The organism is Kribbella sp. NPDC056345, from assembly GCF_042262745.1.
In the GTDB taxonomy this organism is placed as follows: domain Bacteria; phylum Actinomycetota; class Actinomycetes; order Propionibacteriales; family Kribbellaceae; genus Kribbella.
In genome coordinates this window covers 430,391-449,223 of the sequence record NZ_JBHJQQ010000008.1, presented here as the reverse complement: position 1 = coordinate 449,223, position 18,833 = coordinate 430,391, and the positions used below count along the sequence as shown (strand labels likewise).

Genomic DNA, 18,833 nt, shown 5'->3' with positions numbered 1-18,833 from the left:
CTGTCACCGAGCAGCAATATTCGCCCTCCGTACTCCGTGCGGAGTACGGGGAGGTGTCTTCCGTGGGCGGACGATCCGGGCGGGCGGACCTGGGAGCGTGATCCGCACGGCCACAACCCACCGAAGGAGCACAGCCAGAATGGAACCGATCCAGCAAGACCCACCGCGACGGTTGCTCGGGCGCCGCGGGTTTGTCGCCGGCGCGGCCGTACTCGGCGCCGGCGTCGGGATGTCCGCAACAGCACTCGCGACACGCGACGGCGGCAAAAAGGACCCGCAAATCTCGCGCACCGAGAAAGACATCACGCTTCGTGACAAAGATCTGAAGTTCATCGGCACGGAAGAGACCTTCTCGACTCCCGAGCTGATGAAGCTGAACTCCATCAACAAAGATCACATCGCGTTCCTCACGGAAACCGGTCTTGCGGATCTGGGCGAACGCCGCATCCGCGATATGGACCAAGGGGGACTCAATGTTCAGATCCTCTCTGCGCATACGCCGTCCGTGCAAAATGTCCCTGGGAAAAAGGGGATCGACTTTGCCTATCGCCTCAATCGGATGCTTGCAGAGGGGCCGATGGCCAGTTACCCGGGCCGCTTCCAGGCATTCGCCACCTTGCCCTTGCAGAGCCCGGAGGCGGCGGCGGACGAGCTGGAACGATCGGTTCGCGAAGACGGCTTCCTGGGTGCACTGACCAACGGGCACATCACCAAGAAGTACCTCGATCATCCCGATTTCGAGCCCGTGCTGGCGCGTGCCGAAGCTCTCGATGTGCCGATCTACCTGCATCCCGGGTATCCAGCCGACGAGATCTACAAGATCTACTACAGCACGACCCGGCCGGAATACACGAAGGAGTTCCAGGACTACATCTTCAGTGGGTCTGGACTTGGCTGGCACCAAGAGGTGCTGATCCAATGCGTTCGAATGATCGCGTACGGGGTTTTCGACAGATTCCCCAAACTGAAGATCATCGTCGGCCACCTGGGCGAAGGCCTTCCGTTCTACTACGAGCGGATCGCCAACGACATGGGCGAGCCAACCGAGAACTCGCTCGAGAAGCCCTTCGAGCAGTACTTCCAGGACAACTTCTGGTTCACAACCAGCGCATTCTTCCAGGATGAGCTGCTGCAGCTCCTGCTGAAGTACATCAGTGTGGATCGAGTGATGTTTGCAACCGACTATCCCTTCATTGAAAGCATCAAAGCAGGGACCGACTGGTTCCGCGCAGTCGATCTTCCGCGGGTGGACAAGGAAAAGATCGCGTTCCGCAACGCCGAGAATCTGTTTGGCATCAAGGTCTGACGGATCGGGGCCCCACAGTGCGCACCGCTTGTCCTGCATGGCTCACCCGGACCCACGGCTCCTGGCCGCCGAGAAAGAACACCTTCCTGCTGCTCTCCGCCTTTCTCCGCGGCGGCCGTCGTACTCGCGCCGGCGATCCCGGCGGCTCGCCGTACGGCGCTAGTCTGATGGTGTGAAGCTGCCGCATCCGTTGACCGGGGAGCTGTTCGAGAGCCCGGTCCCGCCTGGCACCGGGTGGCCGGAGGATCCGGCAGCTCCTGGTACGGCGGTTGCCCGGTCGGCTCGCGCTGTGGTCGACCTGGCTTCGGGGGACCTGGCCGAGATCGAGGCGCGGGTCTCGGTGTGCCGGGCGTGTGAGCGGTTGGTGGAGTGGCGGGAAGAAGTTGCCCACAGCAAGCGTGCGTCGTTCGCGGACCAGCCGTACTGGGGACGACCGATCCCCGGCTGGGGAGCCGCCGCGCCGCGGATCGTGATCGCGGGCCTGGCGCCGGCGGCGAACGGCGGCAACCGGACCGGCCGCGTCTTCACCGGCGACCGGTCCGGCGACTGGTTGTTCGCCGCCCTGCACCGGGTGGGGTTGGCCAATCAGCCGACCTCGACCCACGCCGGCGACGGCCTGCAGTTGCACGCCACCCGCATGATCGCCGCCGTCCGCTGCGCCCCTCCCGCCAACAAACCGACGCCGGTCGAGCGCGACACCTGCGCCCCCTGGTTCCGCCGCGAACTCGAGCTGGTGCTCCCATCCACCCGCGTCATCATCTGCCTCGGCAAGTTCGGGTACGACGCTCTGCTGAACGGCCTCGCTTCCCTGGGCGCCGCCGTACCGAAGCCCCGCCCGAAGTTCGGCCACGCCGTCGAGGTACCGGTCGGCCCGGTCACCGTCCTCGGCTGCTTCCACCCCAGCCAGCAGAACACCTTCACCGGCAAACTCACCGAGGCGATGACCGACGCCATCCTCATCCGAGCCCGCACGTTGGCCGACGTCTAGCTGCAGAAGGCCTTGTTCAGGTAGGGGTCTACGACGTCGTCGGAGTCGGTGGCGAAGTTCGGGGTGAGGACCAGGGAGACGCGGCGGCGGAGGTCGGTGGTGGTGAACGACCAGGCCTGGTAGGCCAGGGCGTCACCATCGTTGCCGTAGGCACGGATTCCGCAGGTGGTGTCGATCCAGGCCAGGCCGAGGCCGTAGTGACCGTCCTTGGTCCCCGGTGTCTTCATCTGCTTGAGCAGGTACGGCGGGAGCAGCCGCCCGCCGAGCAGAGCGGTCATGAAGCGGTCGAGATCGTGCGTTGTCGAGATCATCTCACCGGCCGCACCGAACACCGACGGGTTCATCTCCGTGTAGTCGAGCAGCGTCCGATCCGGCTTCGGGACGTAGCCGTGCGCGTGCGGTTCCGGGATCGACGGCTTCGTACCCGGAAGGCTCGTCTGGTCGAGGCCCAGCGGCTCGATGATGCGTCGCTCGATCTGCCGGGTGTACGAACGACCGCCCACCTTCTCGATGATCTGGCCGAGCATCAGGTAGCCGGTGTTGGAGTACTTGTACTTCTCGCCAGGCTTACCTGTGGGCGGATTCACGAGCGCTCGCTGGATCAGCTCGTCGGCCGTCCAGGTCCGCCAGCGGTTCGCGTAGAACTCCGGCTCCGGGGGCCGCGGCAGGGTGTACAGGACGTCGTACAGGCCGCTCGTGTGGTTCATCAACTGCCGCATGGTGACACCGTCGATCTCCGGGAACCACTTGGAGACCGGGTCGTCCAGGCGCAGCCGCTTCTCCGCCACCAACTGCAGTGCCACGGTTGCCAGGAACGTCTTGGTGATACTCCCGATCCGGAAGTGCCCATCCAGCGGCACCGGCCGCGTCGTACCGACCTCGGCAACGCCGCTCCGCCCGCGCCAGACCTTGCCGCGGTCGTGAACTTCCACCTGCGCTCCGACGCCCGCCGTACGAACGACTTCGTCCAGCCCGGCCTGCAGCTTGTTCGGTGCTGCCTCAGCTCGCAGCGGTACGACGATCAGCGCGAGTGCGGCAATCCCTACCAGTCTCTTCATCCCTCCACCCTGGCTGGGCGGATCGGGCGCGAGTACCCGGGAACGCCCCGAGTTCTCCCTGGAGGTTAATCGGTTGACACCCATCGCGAAGGTCGCCCATCGTGGCCTTTCCGACAGACCTCGAAAGGTGAATCGACCCATGCGCCAACTCGTGAGCACGCTGCCCCACTCCAACTGCTCACGAGGACCTTCATGGATCGAACACCCCTTGCTACCGCTGTCCCGCGCCGCTGGCTGAACCTGGGCGTCCTGGCCCACGTCGACGCCGGCAAGACCAGCCTCACCGAGGCGCTGCTGCAACTCGGCGGCGCTGTCACGGAGCGCGGCCGGGTCGACGACGGTACGACCCAGACGGACAGTCTGGCGATGGAGCGCCGGCGCGGCATCACGATCCGGGCCGCGGTGGCGACCTTCCATGCCGCGGATGTCGGGGTCAACATCGTCGACACCCCGGGGCACCCTGATTTCATCGCCGAGGTGGACAGATCCCTGTCCGTGCTCGACGGTGCCGTCCTGGTCGTCTCCGCCGTCGAAGGCATCCAGGCGCAGACGATCGTCCTGCACCGCGCGCTCCGGCGTCTCGACGTACCGACGATCTTCTTCGTCAACAAGGTCGACCGGATGGGTGCCGACGTCGAGCGGACGATCGGCAAGATCCGGCGGCACCTCACGGAATCCGTTGTCACACTGGGCTCCCGCTCGGCTGAGCAGTTGTGCACAGACCTCGCCGGGTACGACGATCTGCTGCTGCAGGAGTGGATCGACGGCGGACTGCCGTCGCCGGAGCGACTCTGGCGCAGCCTTCGCTCGTTGACTTCCGGATGTGTCGTCTCGCCGGTCCTGTCCGGATCGGCCCGCACGCTCGCCGGTGTCGAGGAGTTGACCGACGCGATCCTGCGGCTGTTCCCCACGTCAGGCGGTGACACCGACGGGCCGGTTGCCGGGCAGGTCTTCAAGATCGAACGAACGGCCAAGCGGGCACGCCTCTGCTCGATCCGCCTGCGCGCGGGTGCCCTCGCCGTACGGGATCATGTTGCCCAGGGCACCGTTACTGCTCTGCAGGTCCATCAGCCCGGCGGCGCCGTACCGGCCGCTCGTGCCACCGCCGGCCAGATCATCCAGGTCGAAGGCCTCGACCAGGCTCGCATCGGCGACTGGATCGGCACCCGGCCGACCGGCGTACCGACGCCGAACTTCCGCCCACCCGCTCTGCAGTCCACCATCACCGCAAGGGATCCCGCTCGGCAGAACGACCTCTACCGGGCCCTCGCCGAGCTCGCCGACATCGACCCGCTGATCACCTTGCGCGTCCAGCACGACGAGCTGCACGTCAGCCTCTACGGCAAGGTCCAGCAAGAAGTCATCGCCGAAACCCTCGCGACCGAATACGGCATCGAGGTAGCCCTCGGGCAGCCTTCCGTCATCTGCGTCGAACGCCCCACCGGCCGCGGTCACGCCGTCCTCCGGTACGGCGAGCACCAGTACCCCGTCACCATGGGCCTGACCGTCGCCCCCGCCCCACCCGGCAGCGGCGTTGCGTTAGAGATCACCGCTGAGCACGGCTCCCTGCCACTCCACGTCTACGGCACCACCGAAGCCTTCCGGGAGGCGGTGCTGGAATACCTCGACGACCCGCTCGCCGCCGGCCCCCACGGCTGGCCGGTCACCGACGTCACCGTGACCCTCACCGAAAGCGGCTATCCGCCGGCCTCGCCACGTCCGGCCGAAGTCCGGTACACCACGGCCCTGGTGGTCACCGAAGCTCTCCGAGCCGCCGGTACGACGGTCTGTGAGCCCATCGACCGGATCCGCGTCGAGTTCCCCAGCGACACGATCTCCGAAGTCCTGAAGGTCCTCGGCCGCCACGGCGCAACCACAACCTCCAGCGAAACCGCCGTCGTCGAGGCCCTGCTCCGCACCAGTTCCGTCGACGCCGTACGCCACGAACTCATCGGAGCCGCCCACGGTCTGGCCGTCGTCGACGCCCACCTCGACCACTACGCCGAGAGGCGATCCGCTTCGGCCAGCAGCAGCTCGCCGAACGGCTGAAAGCCGACACTGCAGGCGTAGACGCCGCTCATGACGCGGTGGATGGTTCCCCATTGCCAGATGGCAGCGGCGTCCACGCCCGTGCGAGAAGCCAGCCGCGCGGCCCGCTCTCGCAGGTCATCGCCGAGGTCCGGCGTGCACCGCACGATGGTGCCGAGGTCACACGCCGGTTCGGCCCGCAACCCGAACGGATCGATGAGCTTGTAGCTGCCGTCACTCGCCTGCAGCGCATTCATCTCGTGGATATCACCGTGGACCAGAACCGCGGTCCGATCGTCGTGGGCGAGCCGACGACGCGTCATACAATCCAGCGCGTCCGCCACCGTGGCCGGCGAACACGGTCGCCCCGCCTGCTCCCAAAGCCTTGGCAGCCGCTCGGCATACTGCTCAGCCAACATCGCACCGGTAGGAAGCTCACTGTCGGGACCGATCGGACGCCACAGCCGAACCGCCACCTCACACAGCAGATCGAGGCGGCTTGCCGGGTCGGCCACCAGTTCCTGCATCGGAGCCCCAAGCCGCTCCAGCAGAAGGGCCTGCCGACTCAGGTCTTCCCGCAACAGCTCGGCGCATCCCTCCCCATCCGCCAGCCGCAACAGCGTGGCCTCCGGTCCAACATCCCGACCCGGCACACCGATCTTGAGAACCGCCGGACTCCCATCCTCCTGCGTCACCTCCACAACCAGGGCCACATGCCCACCCGCCAAGCTGCCCCCGACCACCAGAGCCCACTCCCGAGCCAACGACTCGACCAACCCCGGCAACTCCTCCAGCCAAGCCCCATCCCCATCGGCCAAGACCGTCCGCCGCACCTGCTCAGGAATCTCAACGCTCACCCCACCAACCTAAACCGCCCGCCAGCAGCCGGGGCGGACCTGCACCACCATCCAACCCACGCCCAAGCCATCCGAGCAGCACGAGCGTGAACCACCCAGCCCCCGCAGCCTTAGACAGTGCTGGCGGTCCGCCAAATCAAGTGCCTTCGCCCGACACGCCACCACCAGCCCCGCGCCGACTGTGCGGAGAATGCTGCCGGTAAACGATGCACACCGCCACGGAGCTCCCACTCGGCGGCTTGGCCGACGCACATCGCCTGATCCAGAAGCCGTGCGCGAGCTCAGCTCGTCAGCGGACGCCAACGACCGCGGGGTTGGTCGCGCGGTAGCGCGTGGGCGGGGTGCGCGCGTAGTGACCGCGTTGAGGAGCGGAGCGACGAGGGTAGCGGGCGCGGAGCACGCGGGGCTGGTCGTCGTACAGGTGCCCGGGACGGGATTCGAACCCGTACGCCTTTCGGCTGCGAGGTTTAAGTTCGAACTGGGCCTGTTTGAGGGGGTTCGGGGTAGTTCATTGGAGTCGTGCACTCCGGGTTCAGTACGGCGGCAAACCGGGCCGAACGGGCATGAACTGCAACCGCAAACGCAACCGGTCCCGTCAGGGGTAGCGGAGTCCTCAGCGGAGGTTCGCGGGAACTTGGCGCCTGCAGCAGGCGCTTTGCTAGTGCCACGTCAACCGTGTTCGAAGCCGGGTCCGAGGATCGTGTCACCTCCTCCCGTGTACGTCACGTCGAAGTCAATCAACGGGTTCGTGAACTCCATCGTCGCCTTCTCGGCCAGATCAACCAGGATGTGCAGCTTCCAAAACTCCTTCCTTGGAAGCAAGGCTGGTGTCCATGAGATCAGGGCGGTTTTATCATCGCCAGTGATGGTCGGACTTTGGCCGGTACTCATCCATCGTGCTGCCGCCACTCGGCCGGGAACCTTCGCGGATATGGGTCTTCCGTCGTCGAAGTGTTGGGACGCCAAGTCTCGTGGCCCGGTGTTGGTGATTACGATCGTGTATAGCGTCGGCTCCGCTAGTACATGGCCGGCCGCTCGCACTTCTATGTCAGACCTGAATGTCCCAGACATCAGTAGTAGCGATGTTCTGCTGACGTGGATCTGTATCTTCCCTCGCCGTGTTCCCCATCGCTTGGTCGCCCAAATCGTCGGGAGTCCGCCAGCAACTGCGATAGCTAGGCCGACACCTATGGTCTGTAACCCATCCATGGACGAACTGTCGCAGGTCTCGCCGTTCACGACCAGATCTCTTGACGGTTACGTGTCAAGCCTCGGCCAGCCCTCCGGCATCGCCCCGATAGCTGCCGACCTTAGGTTCGGAGCGGTGCGGGTCAAGGGTCGAGCTTGCTCGAATCGCGTAGCGACGCCGGAGGCGCTCTTGACGCGTGGCGGGCCGGACCGTCCCTCCCATTGTTGCTAGCGGGGCGATGCGGGAGCCAACCGGTAGACGGCTGTCTGCGGCAACCGCGGGCGGCGGGGTGGCCGGCCTTTTCTGACAACACCAGATCACAGGGTGTCGGTTCGTTGATGGCGAGTTCTGCTGTCTTTGACCCGGCACCCTGCTGCACGTGCGCGCCTGGCCAAGGGACGCGCCCGAGCGCAGCGCAGCAAGCGGAGGGCAGGCGGCCCGACCTTCGGTGGCGGCGCGCATTCGGGCCCTGGAGGGTCCCGTCTTGAAGACGTAGAGAAACATGTCAGGCAGGCGGCTTGTTAGGTGGGTGGTGCACCTAGAATCCGGGCATGGCAAAACAGGATCGCGGAGGAATCGGGCTCAAGCTTGCCTTGGGTTCGGCGCTAGTCATATTGCTAACAGCAGTAGGCCTCTTGTTGCTCCGCTGCACGAAGCCTGGTGTTTGGAATGAGTTGACAAGCAATCAAAGTCTTGCGAACGCCGTGATCACCATCGGCGGTTCGATCATGGGGGCGGGCATCGCAGTATTGCTCGCCTATGGGATCCTGCGAGCCCAGATCGTCGCCGACAGAACACTAGCGGCGGACTCCCATGCCCTTGAGGTAATTCACGACGTAGCTGGTGAGCTGGCTGTCTGGGTGGCTGGTTTCACGAAGCCTAAGCCGACCTCGGGCGGCAAAACCAAGCCAGTATCAACCGGTTCCGACGCAGCCATACGTGCGTTGACAAGTCGGCGGGACTTCCTAGCAAGCGCGGGCATCATGTCGTCCGACGATCTACTCGCAGCTATCCAGCAGTTGGAGTCAGACCGCATTGACATTGTCGAATTCTGTGACTCCATAGAACGGCGTGGATCTACCCCCGAGGATGTTGGAAGCTTTTTCTCCCTCGGTATTGACGTGAGCATCGAAGCAGATTCCGAGTGGAAAAAAGTAGAGGCTGAAGTGGTCAGGCTCTCGTCTCACGTTCGCGACCTTGCGATCTGGAGTACGGGTCTTGAGCCGCCTAGTTACAAGTTTGAACACGGCACTCGAATCTCCAGCATGGTGGAGATTGAGATGCGCTTGGTTGCTAAAGGTCATCAGATATCTCGTGACGAGTGGCAAGTGTGGGCCGGATCTTACGATGCCTATCCCGACTCTGAAGGCGATAACACCAAGGGTAGTCCTTAGGGAGGATGGGCTCCTGCAGCCCCTTCAGGACATCGGTGAGTGTGGTGTGCTAGAACAGTTGGTGTGGAGCTGCTGCATAGAGGCAAAGTGCGGGATGTGTACAGCGATCGCCCGGGGGAGGTGATCCTGGTTGCGACTGACCGCGTGTCTGTCTACGACGTGGTGCTGCCAACACCTATCCCTGACAAGGGGAAGTTGCTGACGAGCCTGTCGCTGTGGTGGTTCGAGCAGCTTGCAGACGTGATGCCGAACCATGTCATCTCGGCAACTGATGTGCCTGCTGAGTTCGAGGGGCGTGCTGTTCGATGTCAGCAGGTGGACATCGTTCAGGTTGAGTGCATCGCTCGTGGGTACTTGGCCGGCCTGGGCTGGGAGGCATATCAGGAGTCCGGGGTGATCTCTGGTGTGGAGATTGCGCCTGGTCTGCTTGAGGGAGACAAGCTTCCGCAGCCTGTGTTCACGCCGACGACGAAGACAGCCCCCGAAGATGGCCACGATGAACCGATGACCTTTGACGAGGTCTCGGAGGCTGTTGGGCTGGAGCTCGCTGAAACGCTGAAGGCGAAGACGCTTGAGCTGTTCACTCGGGCTACGGAGATCACGCAAGGTCGTGGGGTTCACCTTGCTGATACGAAGTTTGAGTTCGGGCTCGCGAAGGATGGAACGCTCGTCCTGGCGGATGAGGTTCTGACCTCTGACTCTTCGCGCTACTGGCGCGATGAGGACTGGAAGCCTGGACAGCGGCAGGTCTCTTACGACAAGCAGTTCGTGCGGGACTGGGCTCGCGATCTGGGTACGTGGGACAAGACTCCTCCTGGGCCGGAGATCCCGCAGAATGTTGTTGATGAGACTCGCGCTCGGTATGTCGCTATGTACGAGCGCATTACTGGTCTGAAGTGGGACTGACGATGGCTACTTGGGACGAGATTCAGCAGGCGCGTCTGGCAGAGGTACTGGAGCTGCAAAAGGTGCACAGGCGATTGGTGGCGGCCAAGGAGCATGGGATTGAGCCTGACCCTGCTGACGCCGAGGTTGCGCGCTCTGTCGCCGCCACAGGCTACGGCGGCATCGATCGAGTTAACGCGTCGGACGATTACTAGAACGTCGATCGGAACCGTTGAGGTCTAGCTATGCCCCCGAAGTTGGAGCGTCCTGCGCCGCCGTATCGGCAGATCGCCGACGCGATCCGTGGTCGGATCTCGAACGGTGAGCTTCAGGCCGGCGATCGAGTGCCGTCGGTGCGCTCGCTGATGCGTGAGTTCGGGGTGGCGATCGCGACTGCTCAGCGGGCTTTGACCAGTCTGCGCGCCGAGGGGTACATCAGGCCTGAGCGCGGCATCGGGAGCATTGTTACGACCGAAGATGAGCGTGGCCGGGCCGCCAATGACCGGGTGGACAAGTCTCGGCGCACTGGCAAGGTCTATCCGACCGGCCAGTACGCCAAGATCATCGATGCCGCGCTAGATGAGGCCACTGGGCAAGTGGGGGACGCGCTCGGGCTGAAGGTGGGCAGTGCAGTCATTCGGCGCGTCCGGGTCACCTATCGCGCTGACGGCAAGCCAATCTCGGCCTCGACCTCCTACTTCAAAGGGGATCTGGCTGAGCGTGCTCCGCTGCTACTGAGCACCGAGCGGATCCGCGAAGGAACCTTCGCTTATGTCGCCAGGACGCTCGATCGGACCGTCGATGCCTGGCAGGACCAGTTCGAGCCTGCAGCAGCGACCGCTGAGCAAGCGGCCGAGCTCGGGCTCGATGAAGGCGACCTCATCCTACTGGGGCGCAACTGGATCTATGACAACGCCGGTGACGTTCTCGAGTACGGCGAAAGCATCACCTTCGGTCGCGTGACCTACCGTGGCCGCCTCGGGGATTGACCCCCTGATCACAACTGACTGTCGTCCCGCGGCTGGATCCGAAGTCATGGGGTTGTGCGGTTCCGATCTGGTGTTCTAGGCTCTGAACTAGAACACCAGATCCTGGAGTACGCGATGAACGCTGTAGATCGCACCAACCCCCTCGTGCTCGGCTACATCCGGCAGCACCTGCTGATGACCGAGATGGAACTGTTTGACGCCAAGAACAGACTCGCCCGCTTGGCGATCGCCGAGGGCTTCACCTTGGGGACGGTCTTCGTGGAGAAGCGAGAGGCATCGCCTGCAGCGTTCGAGGCCCTGGTTCAAGCCATCGACCACGATCGAGCCACCGCTGTCCTGCTTCCCAGCATGCTGCTCTTCGCCGTTCTTGGAGCGCCTCTCGCTGTCAGGCTCACCTTCGAGCGGGCGACTGGTGCGCAGGTGTTCGTCGCTGCCTCCCCCGACGGGAGCCGCTGAGCCGGCGGGTGGGTGTACTGCGACCTGCGCCCACCCGCCGTTCCATCACAACTTCGATTCAGTTGCCCGAGGCCACTAAGTAGATGAGGCGCCCATGTCTGACGTCCAAAGACTCAAAGCCCAGCTCTATCAACTCACGACGGAAGCCCAGCAGGGCGCAGGAAGTCTGGGGGGATTCCGTCAGAAGTTCGGTCAGACCGGCACGCAGGTCCAAGCTCTGATCGCGGGCTCGGCCACCGGGGCTGATCGTGACATCACCCAACTGCTCGAAGCCGCTGGCCGCTCACTCGAACAGGCTGTAGAAGCGCTCCAGATTGCTGCCCAAGGCTGCCGAAGTTATGCCGACCAGATCTAACCATCGGAGGCACAACGATGCCCTCCGAACTCCAGCGGGTAGCTCAGGCCTTGCTCGCTGTTCTGGACGAGACACCTCGCGTCGCCGAGTATCTCCAGCGGGTCGCTCGGAAATGTCGGGAAGATGCCGGCCATGTAGGTCAGCTGTCCAACCACCCGGCAGCCCGGCTGGCCGCCATGCAACTGGCCGACGCAGCGACGCGTTGCGAAGAGGCTGCCCGCTACTTGAGTCAAGTACCGCCGAGGGCGCGCAGTTGGGCTGAGCACATGGTGGCGGGCGGGCAGCATGACCGAGCCGCGCAGGGGGAGAAGTCGGGGTATGTCGCGAAGGAAGGTGCCGAGCCGAGGTCGGAACGCAGTGGGCCGATCCCGGCGATCAGCGATGAAGAGGCCGGGGATCTGTTTCGGAAGTTGCCGGTACGCGTCGAGCGTCGAGGTCACCGAGAGAAGACCAGCGGACTCTGGCGAGATCCCGATGGCAACGAGCAGCCCCTCCTCAGCGGCGTCGATCATTATCGGGAGATGGCTGATCGTTTGGCGTTGGACAAGAACCTGGGTGACCCGCCGCATACCCTGGCGATCTCGTCACACGTCGAGATCAAGTTCGCGCTGATGATGAGGGAGCGCGGTCTCCTGAACGAGACGATCGTGGTCAACAAGAATCCGTGCGACGGTGACCTTGGCTGCGATCAGATGCTGCCCCGGTTTCTCCCGGCGGGCGGTAGTTTGACCGTCTACGGACCAGCTGAATTCAAACGGACCTATCGTGCCGCGGAACAGGATGGATGACGAGATGACAGCGACTGTGCGGGCCTTCTACAAGAACGGCGCGGGGCCTACGCTTCTGAACTCGGCTGCAGACGTCGATGCTCTGGTCGAGGCGGCCTTGGCTGAGCCGTTCGAGAACTCGGTTGTTGCGCTCTACAGCGAGGCACGGCCGTTGCTGGAGTCTGGTGTGCGCGACCATGAACTGCGGGTCGGTATCGATGCTGAGGCGAAGGTCGGTGGCATCCGGTATGCCGGTGACGACGGTGCCGTGCGAGGGGTCTGGTACGTGCAGGGTAGGCCCAGCCAGCGTGATGAGGCCTTCTACTACTACCAGGGGCATGACGAAGGCTGGCCGATGGACTCCGAGGTGTCGCTCGACGATGTACGCCGTGCCCTCGGTGAGTTCGTCGAGAGCGGTGGGGGTCGGCCGGCGTCGTTTGAGTGGGCGGCTTGGCCGAGGGACATCGCCTGACTTCAGAAGCCGTGCGAGACCTGAGCCTGTCAGCGGACGCAAACCACAGCGGGGTTGGTCGCGCGGTAGCGCGTAGCGCGAGCGGTAGCTCGCAGGGGGAGGACGGCGATTAGCCGGGGGTGGGCGGGGTGCGCGCGTAGCGACCGCGTTGAGGAGCGGAGCGACGAAGTAGCGGGCGCGGAGCACGCGGGGGTGTTTTAACTGTGCCCGGGACGGGATTCGAACCCGTACGCCTTTCGGCTGCGAGGTTTAAGCTCGCTGCGTCTGCCGTTCCGCCACCCGGGCGCGGGTCGAGAGTACGTTATTTGTAGACCTTGCGGGGGTAGACGGCGTGCGCTCCGGCGACTCGGTCGAGGAAGAGTTTGCCGTTGCAGTGGTCGATCTCGTGCTGGAGGGCGCGGGCTTCGAAGGCGTCGGTGGTGATGGTGACCTGGTCGGTGGTGCCGGGGAGGACACCTGTCACCACCAGCCTGGTGGCGCGTTTGACGTCGCCGGTGAAGTCGGGGACGGACATGCAGCCTTCGCGGGCCTTTTCCTGGCGGGAGGCTTCGGTGACGACGGCGTTGCAGAGGACGAAGACGCCGTGGCAGGTGCGGGTCTTGGGGTGGCCGGTGACGTCGAGGGCGAACATCTGGGCGGCGATGCCGACCTGGGGTGCGGCCAGGCCGACGCAGCCGGGGGAGACACGCATGGTGGCGACCAGGTCGGCGGCGAGGGCGACCATGGTGGGGTCGAGGGGATCCACGGTCGCGCCGTCGGTGGCGAGCACCGGGTGCGGGGCGCGGACCACTTCCAGGATGTCGCCGACGAGGCCGAGCTGGGCGGGGCTCCAGCTGGCGAGGGTCTGGTTGAGGTGTGCGACGCTCACAGGTCGTCGCTCTCCGCCGGGCTCAGGGTGACGCCGACGCCGAGCTCCTCGGCGGTGATCTCGAGGGCGCGCTCCAGCGTCTCCAGGTCGGCGGTGAGCGGCAACTCGACCTCGGCGGTCAGCACGTACAGCTCGCCGCTCAGCCGGGTCGCCAGGTCGGTGATGGTGCCGCCGACGGCCGCGACCATCCGGGTGACGGCGGCGACGATCCCGGGGCGGTCGGCGCCGTGGACGCTCAGCAGGTACGACGGTCCGATCGCGGCGTGCTCGTGTTCCGGGCCCATCGCGCGGACGGTGATGACCAGGTCGCCCCGCAGCGGTTCGATCGCGGTCTGGACCTCGTCGAGGGAGCCGGAGCAGACGATCATCATCGCGAAATGACCGCGCAGGAGCGTCATCGTGGAGTCCTCGAGGTTGACGCCGGTCCCGGCCAGGGCCTCGGTGACGTCCGCGATGATGCCCGGGCGGTCCGGGCCGATGACGGTGACTGCGAGCTGACTCATGCCCGGGAACCTACCGTCAACCAAAGGAGGAGATCACCTCGACTTCGGTATCCGGACAGCCCGGAACGGCCGGGAGAGCGGTGGTACGGCGCTACATTCGTCCCATGAACCGGCCCCCGCACCCTCGGCGCCGCAGCGCGCGCGACTGGGCGGTGGACACGGCCGTCTTCCTGTTCGCGCTGATCTTCGGGCTCATCGTCTTCGAGGACAGCGCGAAACCTGGCAGCCGGGAGTTCCTGGTACTGCTCGATCTCGTGTCCGGCCTGGCGCTGTGCCTCGCGATCTGGTTCCGCCGCCGATGGCCGGTCCAGCTGGCCCTGGCCGCCTCGGTGATCTCGATCTGGTCCGAGACCGCCAGCGGCCCGACACTCGTCCTGATCCTGTCGGTGGCCGTGTACCGGCCGCTGCGGACCACCCTGCTCGTGTTCGCCGCGAACTCGGTCTCCCTGGTCCTCTACCTTCAGGTGAAGCGCCCGCCGGACTCTGGCGCGCTGGCGGTGGCAGCCATCGCGCTCTACATCGCGGTCGCCGGCTGGGGCCTGTACATCCGATCCCGGCGCCAGCTCCTCCAGACGCTGCGCGACCGCGCCGATCGGGCCGAGATGGTGGCCCGGCTGCAGGCGGAGCAGGGCCAGCTCCGGGCCCGGGAAGAGATCGCGCGCGAGATGCACGACGTACTGGGGCATCGGTTGTCGTTGCTGAGCGTGCATGCGGGGGCGCTCGCCTATCGGCCGGATGCGTCGACCGCGGAGGTTGCCAGCGCCGCCGAGGTGATCCGGGAGAGTGCCCACCAAGCCCTCCAGGACCTGCGCGAGGTGATCGGCGTATTGCGGGCTCCGGTCGGCGAGCTGCCGCAGCCCTCGTTCGCGGACCTGCCGGCGCTGGTCGAGGCGTCCCAGGCGGCCGGCGTACCGGTCGAGCTCCGGCAAGGCGTCGTCGGTGCGCTCCCCGAGCACATCGGCCGTACGGCGTACCGGATCGTCCAGGAAGGTCTGACGAACGCGATGAAACACGCGCCGGGCGAGCAGGTCACAATCGACGTGACCGGTGCCCCGGGCAACGGGTTGGCGGTCGTGGTGCGCAACCCGGCGCCTAGCAAGCGCCTAGGCGACGGCCGTGGCCTGCTCGGCCTGGCTGAGCGCGCGGCCCTGGTGGAGGGCCGGCTCGAACACGGCCGCACCCCCGACGGCGAGTTCCGGCTGTCCGCCTGGCTACCGTGGCCGTCATGATCCGGGTACTCATCGTCGACGACGATCCGCTGCTCCGCGCCGGCCTGAAGCTGATGCTGGGTGGCGCGCCGGACATCCGCGTGGTCGGCGAGGCCGGCGACGGGACCGGCGTCACCGGGCTGATCGAGCGGCTCGCGCCGGACGTCGTACTGATGGACATCCGGATGCCGAACACCGACGGCCTCACCGCGACCGAGACGGTACGACGGAAGCCGGGTGCGCCGGAGATCATCATCCTGACCACGTTCGACGCTGATGAGCATGTGCTGCGCGCCCTGCGGGCCGGTGCGGCGGGATTCGTGCTGAAGGACACCCCACCGGCCGAGATCGTCGAGTCGGTCCGCCGGGTCGCCGGTGGGCAGCCCGTGCTGTCGCCCGCGGTCACCAAGCGGTTGATCACCCGGGTCGCCGCGTCCGGTCAGGACCAGCGCAAGACCAAGGCGGTCGCCCGGCTGGCCGGTCTGAACGAGCGCGAGCGCGAGATCGCCGTCGCGGTCGGTGAGGGGAAGTCGAACGCGGAGATCAGCGCGACCCTCTATCTGAGCGTCCCGACGGTGAAGACCCATGTCTCGCGGATTCTCACCAAACTCGATCTGAACAACCGGGTGCAGATCGCCTTGCTGGTCCACGATGCGGGTCTGCTCCACGAGTAGGACACCTGCCGGCCACCCACGCCTTCTATCGTTGGAACGTCCGTCCGCCAACGGAAGGCTCCTCCATGCGCTTGGTCGCAGCTGCTCTCACTCTCGCCCTGCTGATCCCCGCCGTACCGGCGCAGGCGTCAACAGATCCCGCGTCGTACGTCGACCCCCTGATCGGCTCGCTGCGTGACGGTACGACGTGGCCGGGTGCGGTCCGCCCGTTCGGGATGATCTCGTGGAGCCCGACGAGTACGCGCGGCGACCAGACCAGCACCGGCGCGGCGAACGGCTACCAGTACGACGTGACGCGCGTCCGCGGGTTCAGTCTGACCCACCTGAGTGGCGCGGGCTGTAACCCCGGGGCTGCCGGGGACATCCCGATCATGCCGTACGTCGGGGCGGTCGACTCGTCGCCGACGGCCGACACGAAGGACGCGAAGTACGCCACGAACTTCAGCCACGCGAACGAGAAGGCCGTCCCGGGCCGCTACACGGTCACGCTGGATTCCGGCGTCAAGACCGACCTGGCCGTGACCACCCGCGCCGGCGTCGGTGAGTTCACCTTCCCGGCCGACCAGGCCGCGAACCTGCTCTTCCGTACGTCGAACTCCCTGAACGGCAGCGAGGACGCGGAGATCACCATCGACCCGAGCGGGCGGAAGGTGACCGGATCCGTGCTGACCGGCGCGTTCTGCGGCCGCCGGGCCAACGGGGGAGTGAACAACCGGAAGACCTACTACCGGCTGTACTTCACCGCGTCGTTCGACCAGCCGATCGTTGCCAACGGCACCTGGAAGAACGGCGACCTGGCCACGGGCAGCACGCACACCACCGGCGGCGAGGGGTACGCGACCGGCGCCGATCGGGCCGGGCGTGGTTCGGGTGGTTACGTCACGTTCGCGCCGGGCGCCAAGGTGCGGATGCAGCTGGGGATCTCGTACGTGAGCCTGGCCGGCGCCGAGCAGAACCTCGGCACCGAGGTACGGCGGAATGCCACCGTCGACCGGATCGCGGCGGAAGGGTACGCGGCCTGGCGGCGCGAGCTGCGGTCGATCGGCGTCACCGGTGGGACCGATGCCCAGCGGACCACGTTCTACACCGCGCTCTACCACGTGCTGTTGCAGCCGAACATCTTCAACGACGTCGACGGGCGCTACCTCGGATCCGACCTGAAGATTCACCGGCTGGCCCGTGGGCAGAAGGCGCAGTACGGGACGTTCTCCGGGTGGGATCAGTACCGGGCGCACATCCAGCTGCTCGCCCTCCTCAAACCTGACGTTGCCGGTGACTTCGCGCAGTCGATGTATCAGTTCGCCCAGCAGAACAAGGGGATCTGGGACCGCTGGCTGCACAACAACGGTCCGACCCACGTGATGACCGGGGACCCGGCCGCGCCGACACTGGCCACGTTCGCCGCGATGGGGGTGCGCAACTTCGACGTACGGGGTGCGTTCGAGTCGCTCACGAAGCAGGCGCGGATCCAGAACGCCGACGCCGAGAACGACGGTGGTTGCCCAGGGCAATGTACCGGTCAACGCCCCGCCCTCAACACCTACCTGGCGCACCACTACGCACCCCAGGACGCCTGCCACTGCTGGGGAGGCGCCGCCGAAACGCTTGAGAACTCCCTCGCCGACTACTCCCTCGCCCAATGGGCAGAGCGGCTCGGAACCAGCGCGCCGGATCTGAAAGCCCGCGGTAGTTGGTGGCAGAACACCTTCGACCCAACCGTCGGCTACCAGCGGGCACGCCGTACAGATGGCACCTGGGAACCGGGCTTCACCCCGTCCACCCAGACCGGTTTCGCTCAGGGTTCGAGTGCGACGTACACCTGGATGGTCCCGCAGGACGTCTCCGGTCTGGCCCGAGCCATGAACGGCAAGGCGGTCGAGCGGCTCGACGCGTTCTTCCACGACGAGAACGGCAACTGGGCCGTCAAGGGCGGCAACGCGCTGCGGTACGACCCGACGAACGAACCGGGTCTGCATACGCCGTGGCTCTACAACGGTCTCGGCGTTCCGGCGAAAACCCAGGCCACCACCCGCGAGATCGTCGACACCGTCTACGGCACAGGCGCGGCCGGGCTGCCCGGCAACGACGACCTCGGCACGCTCTCGGCCTGGTACATCTTCGCCGCGATCGGACTGTTCCCGCAGACCCCGGGGCGGGCGGAGCTGCTCGTCGGCAGCCCGCTGTTCCCGAAGGTCGAGCTGCGCCGGAGCAACGGCGTACGGATCACTGTGGAAGCACCAGCCACCTCGGACACCAACCAGTACGTCGCCGCGCTCCGCCTGAACGACCGTCCGCGGACCGAGTCCTGGCTCCCGGAGTCGTTCATCACCCGCGGCGGCCGAATCGTCGTACAGATGGAATCGGAGCCCACTGCTTGGGGCACCCCTCCGGTCGACCACCGATGATCTAGTCTGCGGGCGTGGATCTGACTGTCGGCGAGGCGGACTCCGAGCTCGAGCAGCGCCTGAGCGATGAACTCGACACCTTCAACATCGCGGCCACCGGTGCCGACGACCGGGGTGCGTTCTCGGTGAAGGTCACCGATGACGCCGGTGAGTTGGTCGGCGGGCTGGCCGCGTGGACCTGGGGTGGTCTGTGCGGGATCGACATGGTCTGGATTCGCGAGGACAGCCGGAAGGACGGCTGGGGCACCAAGGTGCTGCTGGCCGCCGAGGCGGAAGCCCGGCGGCGCGGCTGCGACCGGATCGCGGTGTCCTCGTTCACCTTCCAGGCGCCGGGTTTCTACCAGCGCCACGGATACGTCGAGACCGGCCGGACTCGGGGTATCCCGGGCGGGAACGAGGACATCCACATGTTCAAGTCACTGCAGTAGGGG

20 protein-coding genes and 1 tRNA gene are annotated in these 18,833 nt (G+C 65.8%); 15 read left to right on the top strand and 6 right to left on the bottom strand.

The genetic code is table 11. The features are described 5' to 3' along the window. The first annotated feature begins 139 nt into the window (after positions 1 to 139). Positions 140 to 1,306, top strand: a complete 1,167-nt coding sequence (locus tag ACFCV3_RS28890) for an amidohydrolase family protein (RefSeq protein ID WP_376035072.1) — start codon at positions 140 to 142, stop codon at positions 1,304 to 1,306. 172 nt (positions 1,307 to 1,478) lie between these two features. After that, the gene (locus tag ACFCV3_RS28885; protein WP_376035070.1) at positions 1,479 to 2,294 is read left to right on the top strand and encodes a uracil-DNA glycosylase; all 816 of its coding nucleotides are present in this window, start codon (positions 1,479 to 1,481) and stop codon (positions 2,292 to 2,294) included. On the opposite strand, the gene ACFCV3_RS28880 is transcribed toward ACFCV3_RS28885, so the two are convergent. Beyond that, positions 2,291 to 3,352 carry a serine hydrolase domain-containing protein gene (locus ACFCV3_RS28880; RefSeq protein ID WP_376035068.1) on the bottom strand — a complete coding sequence of 354 codons (1,062 nt, stop codon included), beginning with the start codon at positions 3,350 to 3,352 and terminating at the stop codon, positions 2,291 to 2,293. The two genes, ACFCV3_RS28885 and ACFCV3_RS28880, sit on opposite strands and share 4 nt — an antisense overlap. Positions 3,353 to 3,544: 192 nt before the next feature. Here ACFCV3_RS28880 and ACFCV3_RS28875 point away from each other — a divergent pair, with 192 nt between their 5' ends. Continuing rightward, positions 3,545 to 5,401 (top strand): GTP-binding protein, encoded by a 1,857-nt coding sequence (locus ACFCV3_RS28875; protein WP_376035066.1) that lies wholly within the window; start codon positions 3,545 to 3,547, stop codon positions 5,399 to 5,401. On the opposite strand, the gene ACFCV3_RS28870 is transcribed toward ACFCV3_RS28875, so the two are convergent. Then, positions 5,350 to 6,213 carry an aminoglycoside phosphotransferase family protein gene (locus tag ACFCV3_RS28870; protein ID WP_376035136.1) on the bottom strand — a complete coding sequence of 288 codons (864 nt, stop codon included), beginning with the start codon at positions 6,211 to 6,213 and terminating at the stop codon, positions 5,350 to 5,352. The two genes, ACFCV3_RS28875 and ACFCV3_RS28870, sit on opposite strands and share 52 nt — an antisense overlap. Positions 6,214 to 6,906: 693 nt before the next feature. Then, positions 6,907 to 7,446: a hypothetical protein gene (locus tag ACFCV3_RS28865; protein ID WP_376035064.1), complete on the bottom strand. Its 540-nt coding sequence runs from the start codon at positions 7,444 to 7,446 to the stop codon at positions 6,907 to 6,909. A 531-nt stretch (positions 7,447 to 7,977) separates the two neighbouring features. Here ACFCV3_RS28865 and ACFCV3_RS28860 point away from each other — a divergent pair. The 8 genes from ACFCV3_RS28860 (at position 7,978) to ACFCV3_RS28825 (ending at position 12,744) form a co-directional block, all read left to right on the top strand. Beyond that, complete coding sequence (locus ACFCV3_RS28860) at positions 7,978 to 8,820, top strand: hypothetical protein (RefSeq protein ID WP_376035062.1); 843 nt, start codon at positions 7,978 to 7,980, stop codon at positions 8,818 to 8,820. Positions 8,821 to 8,883: 63 nt separating this feature from the next. Beyond that, positions 8,884 to 9,726 (top strand): phosphoribosylaminoimidazolesuccinocarboxamide synthase, encoded by an 843-nt coding sequence (locus ACFCV3_RS28855; RefSeq protein ID WP_376035060.1) that lies wholly within the window; start codon positions 8,884 to 8,886, stop codon positions 9,724 to 9,726. A gap of 2 nt (positions 9,727 to 9,728) precedes the next feature. Next, positions 9,729 to 9,920 (top strand): hypothetical protein, encoded by a 192-nt coding sequence (locus ACFCV3_RS28850; protein WP_376035058.1) that lies wholly within the window; start codon positions 9,729 to 9,731, stop codon positions 9,918 to 9,920. A 30-nt stretch (positions 9,921 to 9,950) separates the two neighbouring features. After that, positions 9,951 to 10,694: a GntR family transcriptional regulator gene (locus ACFCV3_RS28845; protein WP_376035056.1), complete on the top strand. Its 744-nt coding sequence runs from the start codon at positions 9,951 to 9,953 to the stop codon at positions 10,692 to 10,694. Between the two features lie 114 nt (positions 10,695 to 10,808). Further along, positions 10,809 to 11,150, top strand: coding sequence for a hypothetical protein (locus ACFCV3_RS28840; RefSeq protein WP_376035054.1), 342 nt, complete (start codon positions 10,809 to 10,811; stop codon positions 11,148 to 11,150). A 94-nt stretch (positions 11,151 to 11,244) separates the two neighbouring features. Next, a complete protein-coding gene (locus tag ACFCV3_RS28835) occupies positions 11,245 to 11,505 on the top strand; it encodes a hypothetical protein (RefSeq protein WP_376035053.1) in 261 nt (86 codons plus the stop codon). Between the two features lie 17 nt (positions 11,506 to 11,522). Further along, positions 11,523 to 12,293, top strand: coding sequence for a DddA-like double-stranded DNA deaminase toxin (locus ACFCV3_RS28830; protein WP_376035051.1), 771 nt, complete (start codon positions 11,523 to 11,525; stop codon positions 12,291 to 12,293). 4 nt (positions 12,294 to 12,297) lie between these two features. Then, a complete protein-coding gene (locus ACFCV3_RS28825; RefSeq protein WP_376035049.1) occupies positions 12,298 to 12,744 on the top strand; it encodes an Imm1 family immunity protein in 447 nt (148 codons plus the stop codon). 204 nt (positions 12,745 to 12,948) lie between these two features. Here ACFCV3_RS28825 and ACFCV3_RS28820 read toward each other — a convergent pair. The 3 genes from ACFCV3_RS28820 to ACFCV3_RS28810 form a co-directional block, all read right to left on the bottom strand. Further along, positions 12,949 to 13,029: transfer RNA gene (locus ACFCV3_RS28820), tRNA-Leu, on the bottom strand. Between the two features lie 16 nt (positions 13,030 to 13,045). Continuing rightward, positions 13,046 to 13,612 (bottom strand): peptide deformylase, encoded by a 567-nt coding sequence (locus tag ACFCV3_RS28815; protein ID WP_376035047.1) that lies wholly within the window; start codon positions 13,610 to 13,612, stop codon positions 13,046 to 13,048. After that, entirely contained in the window at positions 13,609 to 14,115 is a 507-nt protein-coding gene (locus tag ACFCV3_RS28810; RefSeq protein WP_376035045.1) for a glycine cleavage system protein R, read from the bottom strand. Before ACFCV3_RS28810 ends, ACFCV3_RS28815 begins: the two co-directional genes overlap by 4 nt. 104 nt (positions 14,116 to 14,219) lie before the next feature. Between ACFCV3_RS28810 and ACFCV3_RS28805 the strand changes: the two genes are divergently transcribed. From ACFCV3_RS28805 to ACFCV3_RS28790, 4 genes are all read left to right on the top strand, one after another. Next, positions 14,220 to 15,344, top strand: a complete 1,125-nt coding sequence (locus ACFCV3_RS28805; protein WP_376035043.1) for a sensor histidine kinase — start codon at positions 14,220 to 14,222, stop codon at positions 15,342 to 15,344. Beyond that, positions 15,341 to 15,997: a response regulator gene (locus tag ACFCV3_RS28800; RefSeq protein WP_376035041.1), complete on the top strand. Its 657-nt coding sequence runs from the start codon at positions 15,341 to 15,343 to the stop codon at positions 15,995 to 15,997. The genes ACFCV3_RS28805 and ACFCV3_RS28800 overlap by 4 nt, the downstream gene beginning before the upstream one ends. Positions 15,998 to 16,062: 65 nt before the next feature. Then, a complete protein-coding gene (locus tag ACFCV3_RS28795; RefSeq protein ID WP_376035039.1) occupies positions 16,063 to 18,402 on the top strand; it encodes a GH92 family glycosyl hydrolase in 2,340 nt (779 codons plus the stop codon). 14 nt (positions 18,403 to 18,416) lie between these two features. Next, positions 18,417 to 18,830: a GNAT family N-acetyltransferase gene (locus ACFCV3_RS28790; RefSeq protein ID WP_376035037.1), complete on the top strand. Its 414-nt coding sequence runs from the start codon at positions 18,417 to 18,419 to the stop codon at positions 18,828 to 18,830. The last annotated feature ends 3 nt before the right edge of the window (positions 18,831 to 18,833 follow it).

Excerpts from the sequence above, each read along its gene's own strand:
- ACFCV3_RS28890 (WP_376035072.1), top strand. The coding sequence starts at position 140 with ATGGAACCGATCCAGCAAGACCCACCGCGACGGTTGCTCGGGCGCCGC.
- ACFCV3_RS28880 (WP_376035068.1), bottom strand. The coding sequence starts at position 3,352 with ATGAAGAGACTGGTAGGGATTGCCGCACTCGCGCTGATCGTCGTACCG.
- ACFCV3_RS28875 (WP_376035066.1), top strand. The coding sequence starts at position 3,545 with ATGGATCGAACACCCCTTGCTACCGCTGTCCCGCGCCGCTGGCTGAAC.
- ACFCV3_RS28865 (WP_376035064.1), bottom strand. The coding sequence starts at position 7,446 with ATGGATGGGTTACAGACCATAGGTGTCGGCCTAGCTATCGCAGTTGCT.
- ACFCV3_RS28860 (WP_376035062.1), top strand. The coding sequence starts at position 7,978 with ATGGCAAAACAGGATCGCGGAGGAATCGGGCTCAAGCTTGCCTTGGGT.
- ACFCV3_RS28850 (WP_376035058.1), top strand. The coding sequence starts at position 9,729 with ATGGCTACTTGGGACGAGATTCAGCAGGCGCGTCTGGCAGAGGTACTG.
- ACFCV3_RS28845 (WP_376035056.1), top strand. The coding sequence starts at position 9,951 with ATGCCCCCGAAGTTGGAGCGTCCTGCGCCGCCGTATCGGCAGATCGCC.
- ACFCV3_RS28840 (WP_376035054.1), top strand. The coding sequence starts at position 10,809 with ATGAACGCTGTAGATCGCACCAACCCCCTCGTGCTCGGCTACATCCGG.
- ACFCV3_RS28835 (WP_376035053.1), top strand. The coding sequence starts at position 11,245 with ATGTCTGACGTCCAAAGACTCAAAGCCCAGCTCTATCAACTCACGACG.
- ACFCV3_RS28830 (WP_376035051.1), top strand. The coding sequence starts at position 11,523 with ATGCCCTCCGAACTCCAGCGGGTAGCTCAGGCCTTGCTCGCTGTTCTG.
- ACFCV3_RS28825 (WP_376035049.1), top strand. The coding sequence starts at position 12,298 with ATGACAGCGACTGTGCGGGCCTTCTACAAGAACGGCGCGGGGCCTACG.
- ACFCV3_RS28810 (WP_376035045.1), bottom strand. The coding sequence starts at position 14,115 with ATGAGTCAGCTCGCAGTCACCGTCATCGGCCCGGACCGCCCGGGCATC.
- ACFCV3_RS28805 (WP_376035043.1), top strand. The coding sequence starts at position 14,220 with ATGAACCGGCCCCCGCACCCTCGGCGCCGCAGCGCGCGCGACTGGGCG.
- ACFCV3_RS28800 (WP_376035041.1), top strand. The coding sequence starts at position 15,341 with ATGATCCGGGTACTCATCGTCGACGACGATCCGCTGCTCCGCGCCGGC.
- ACFCV3_RS28795 (WP_376035039.1), top strand. The coding sequence starts at position 16,063 with ATGCGCTTGGTCGCAGCTGCTCTCACTCTCGCCCTGCTGATCCCCGCC.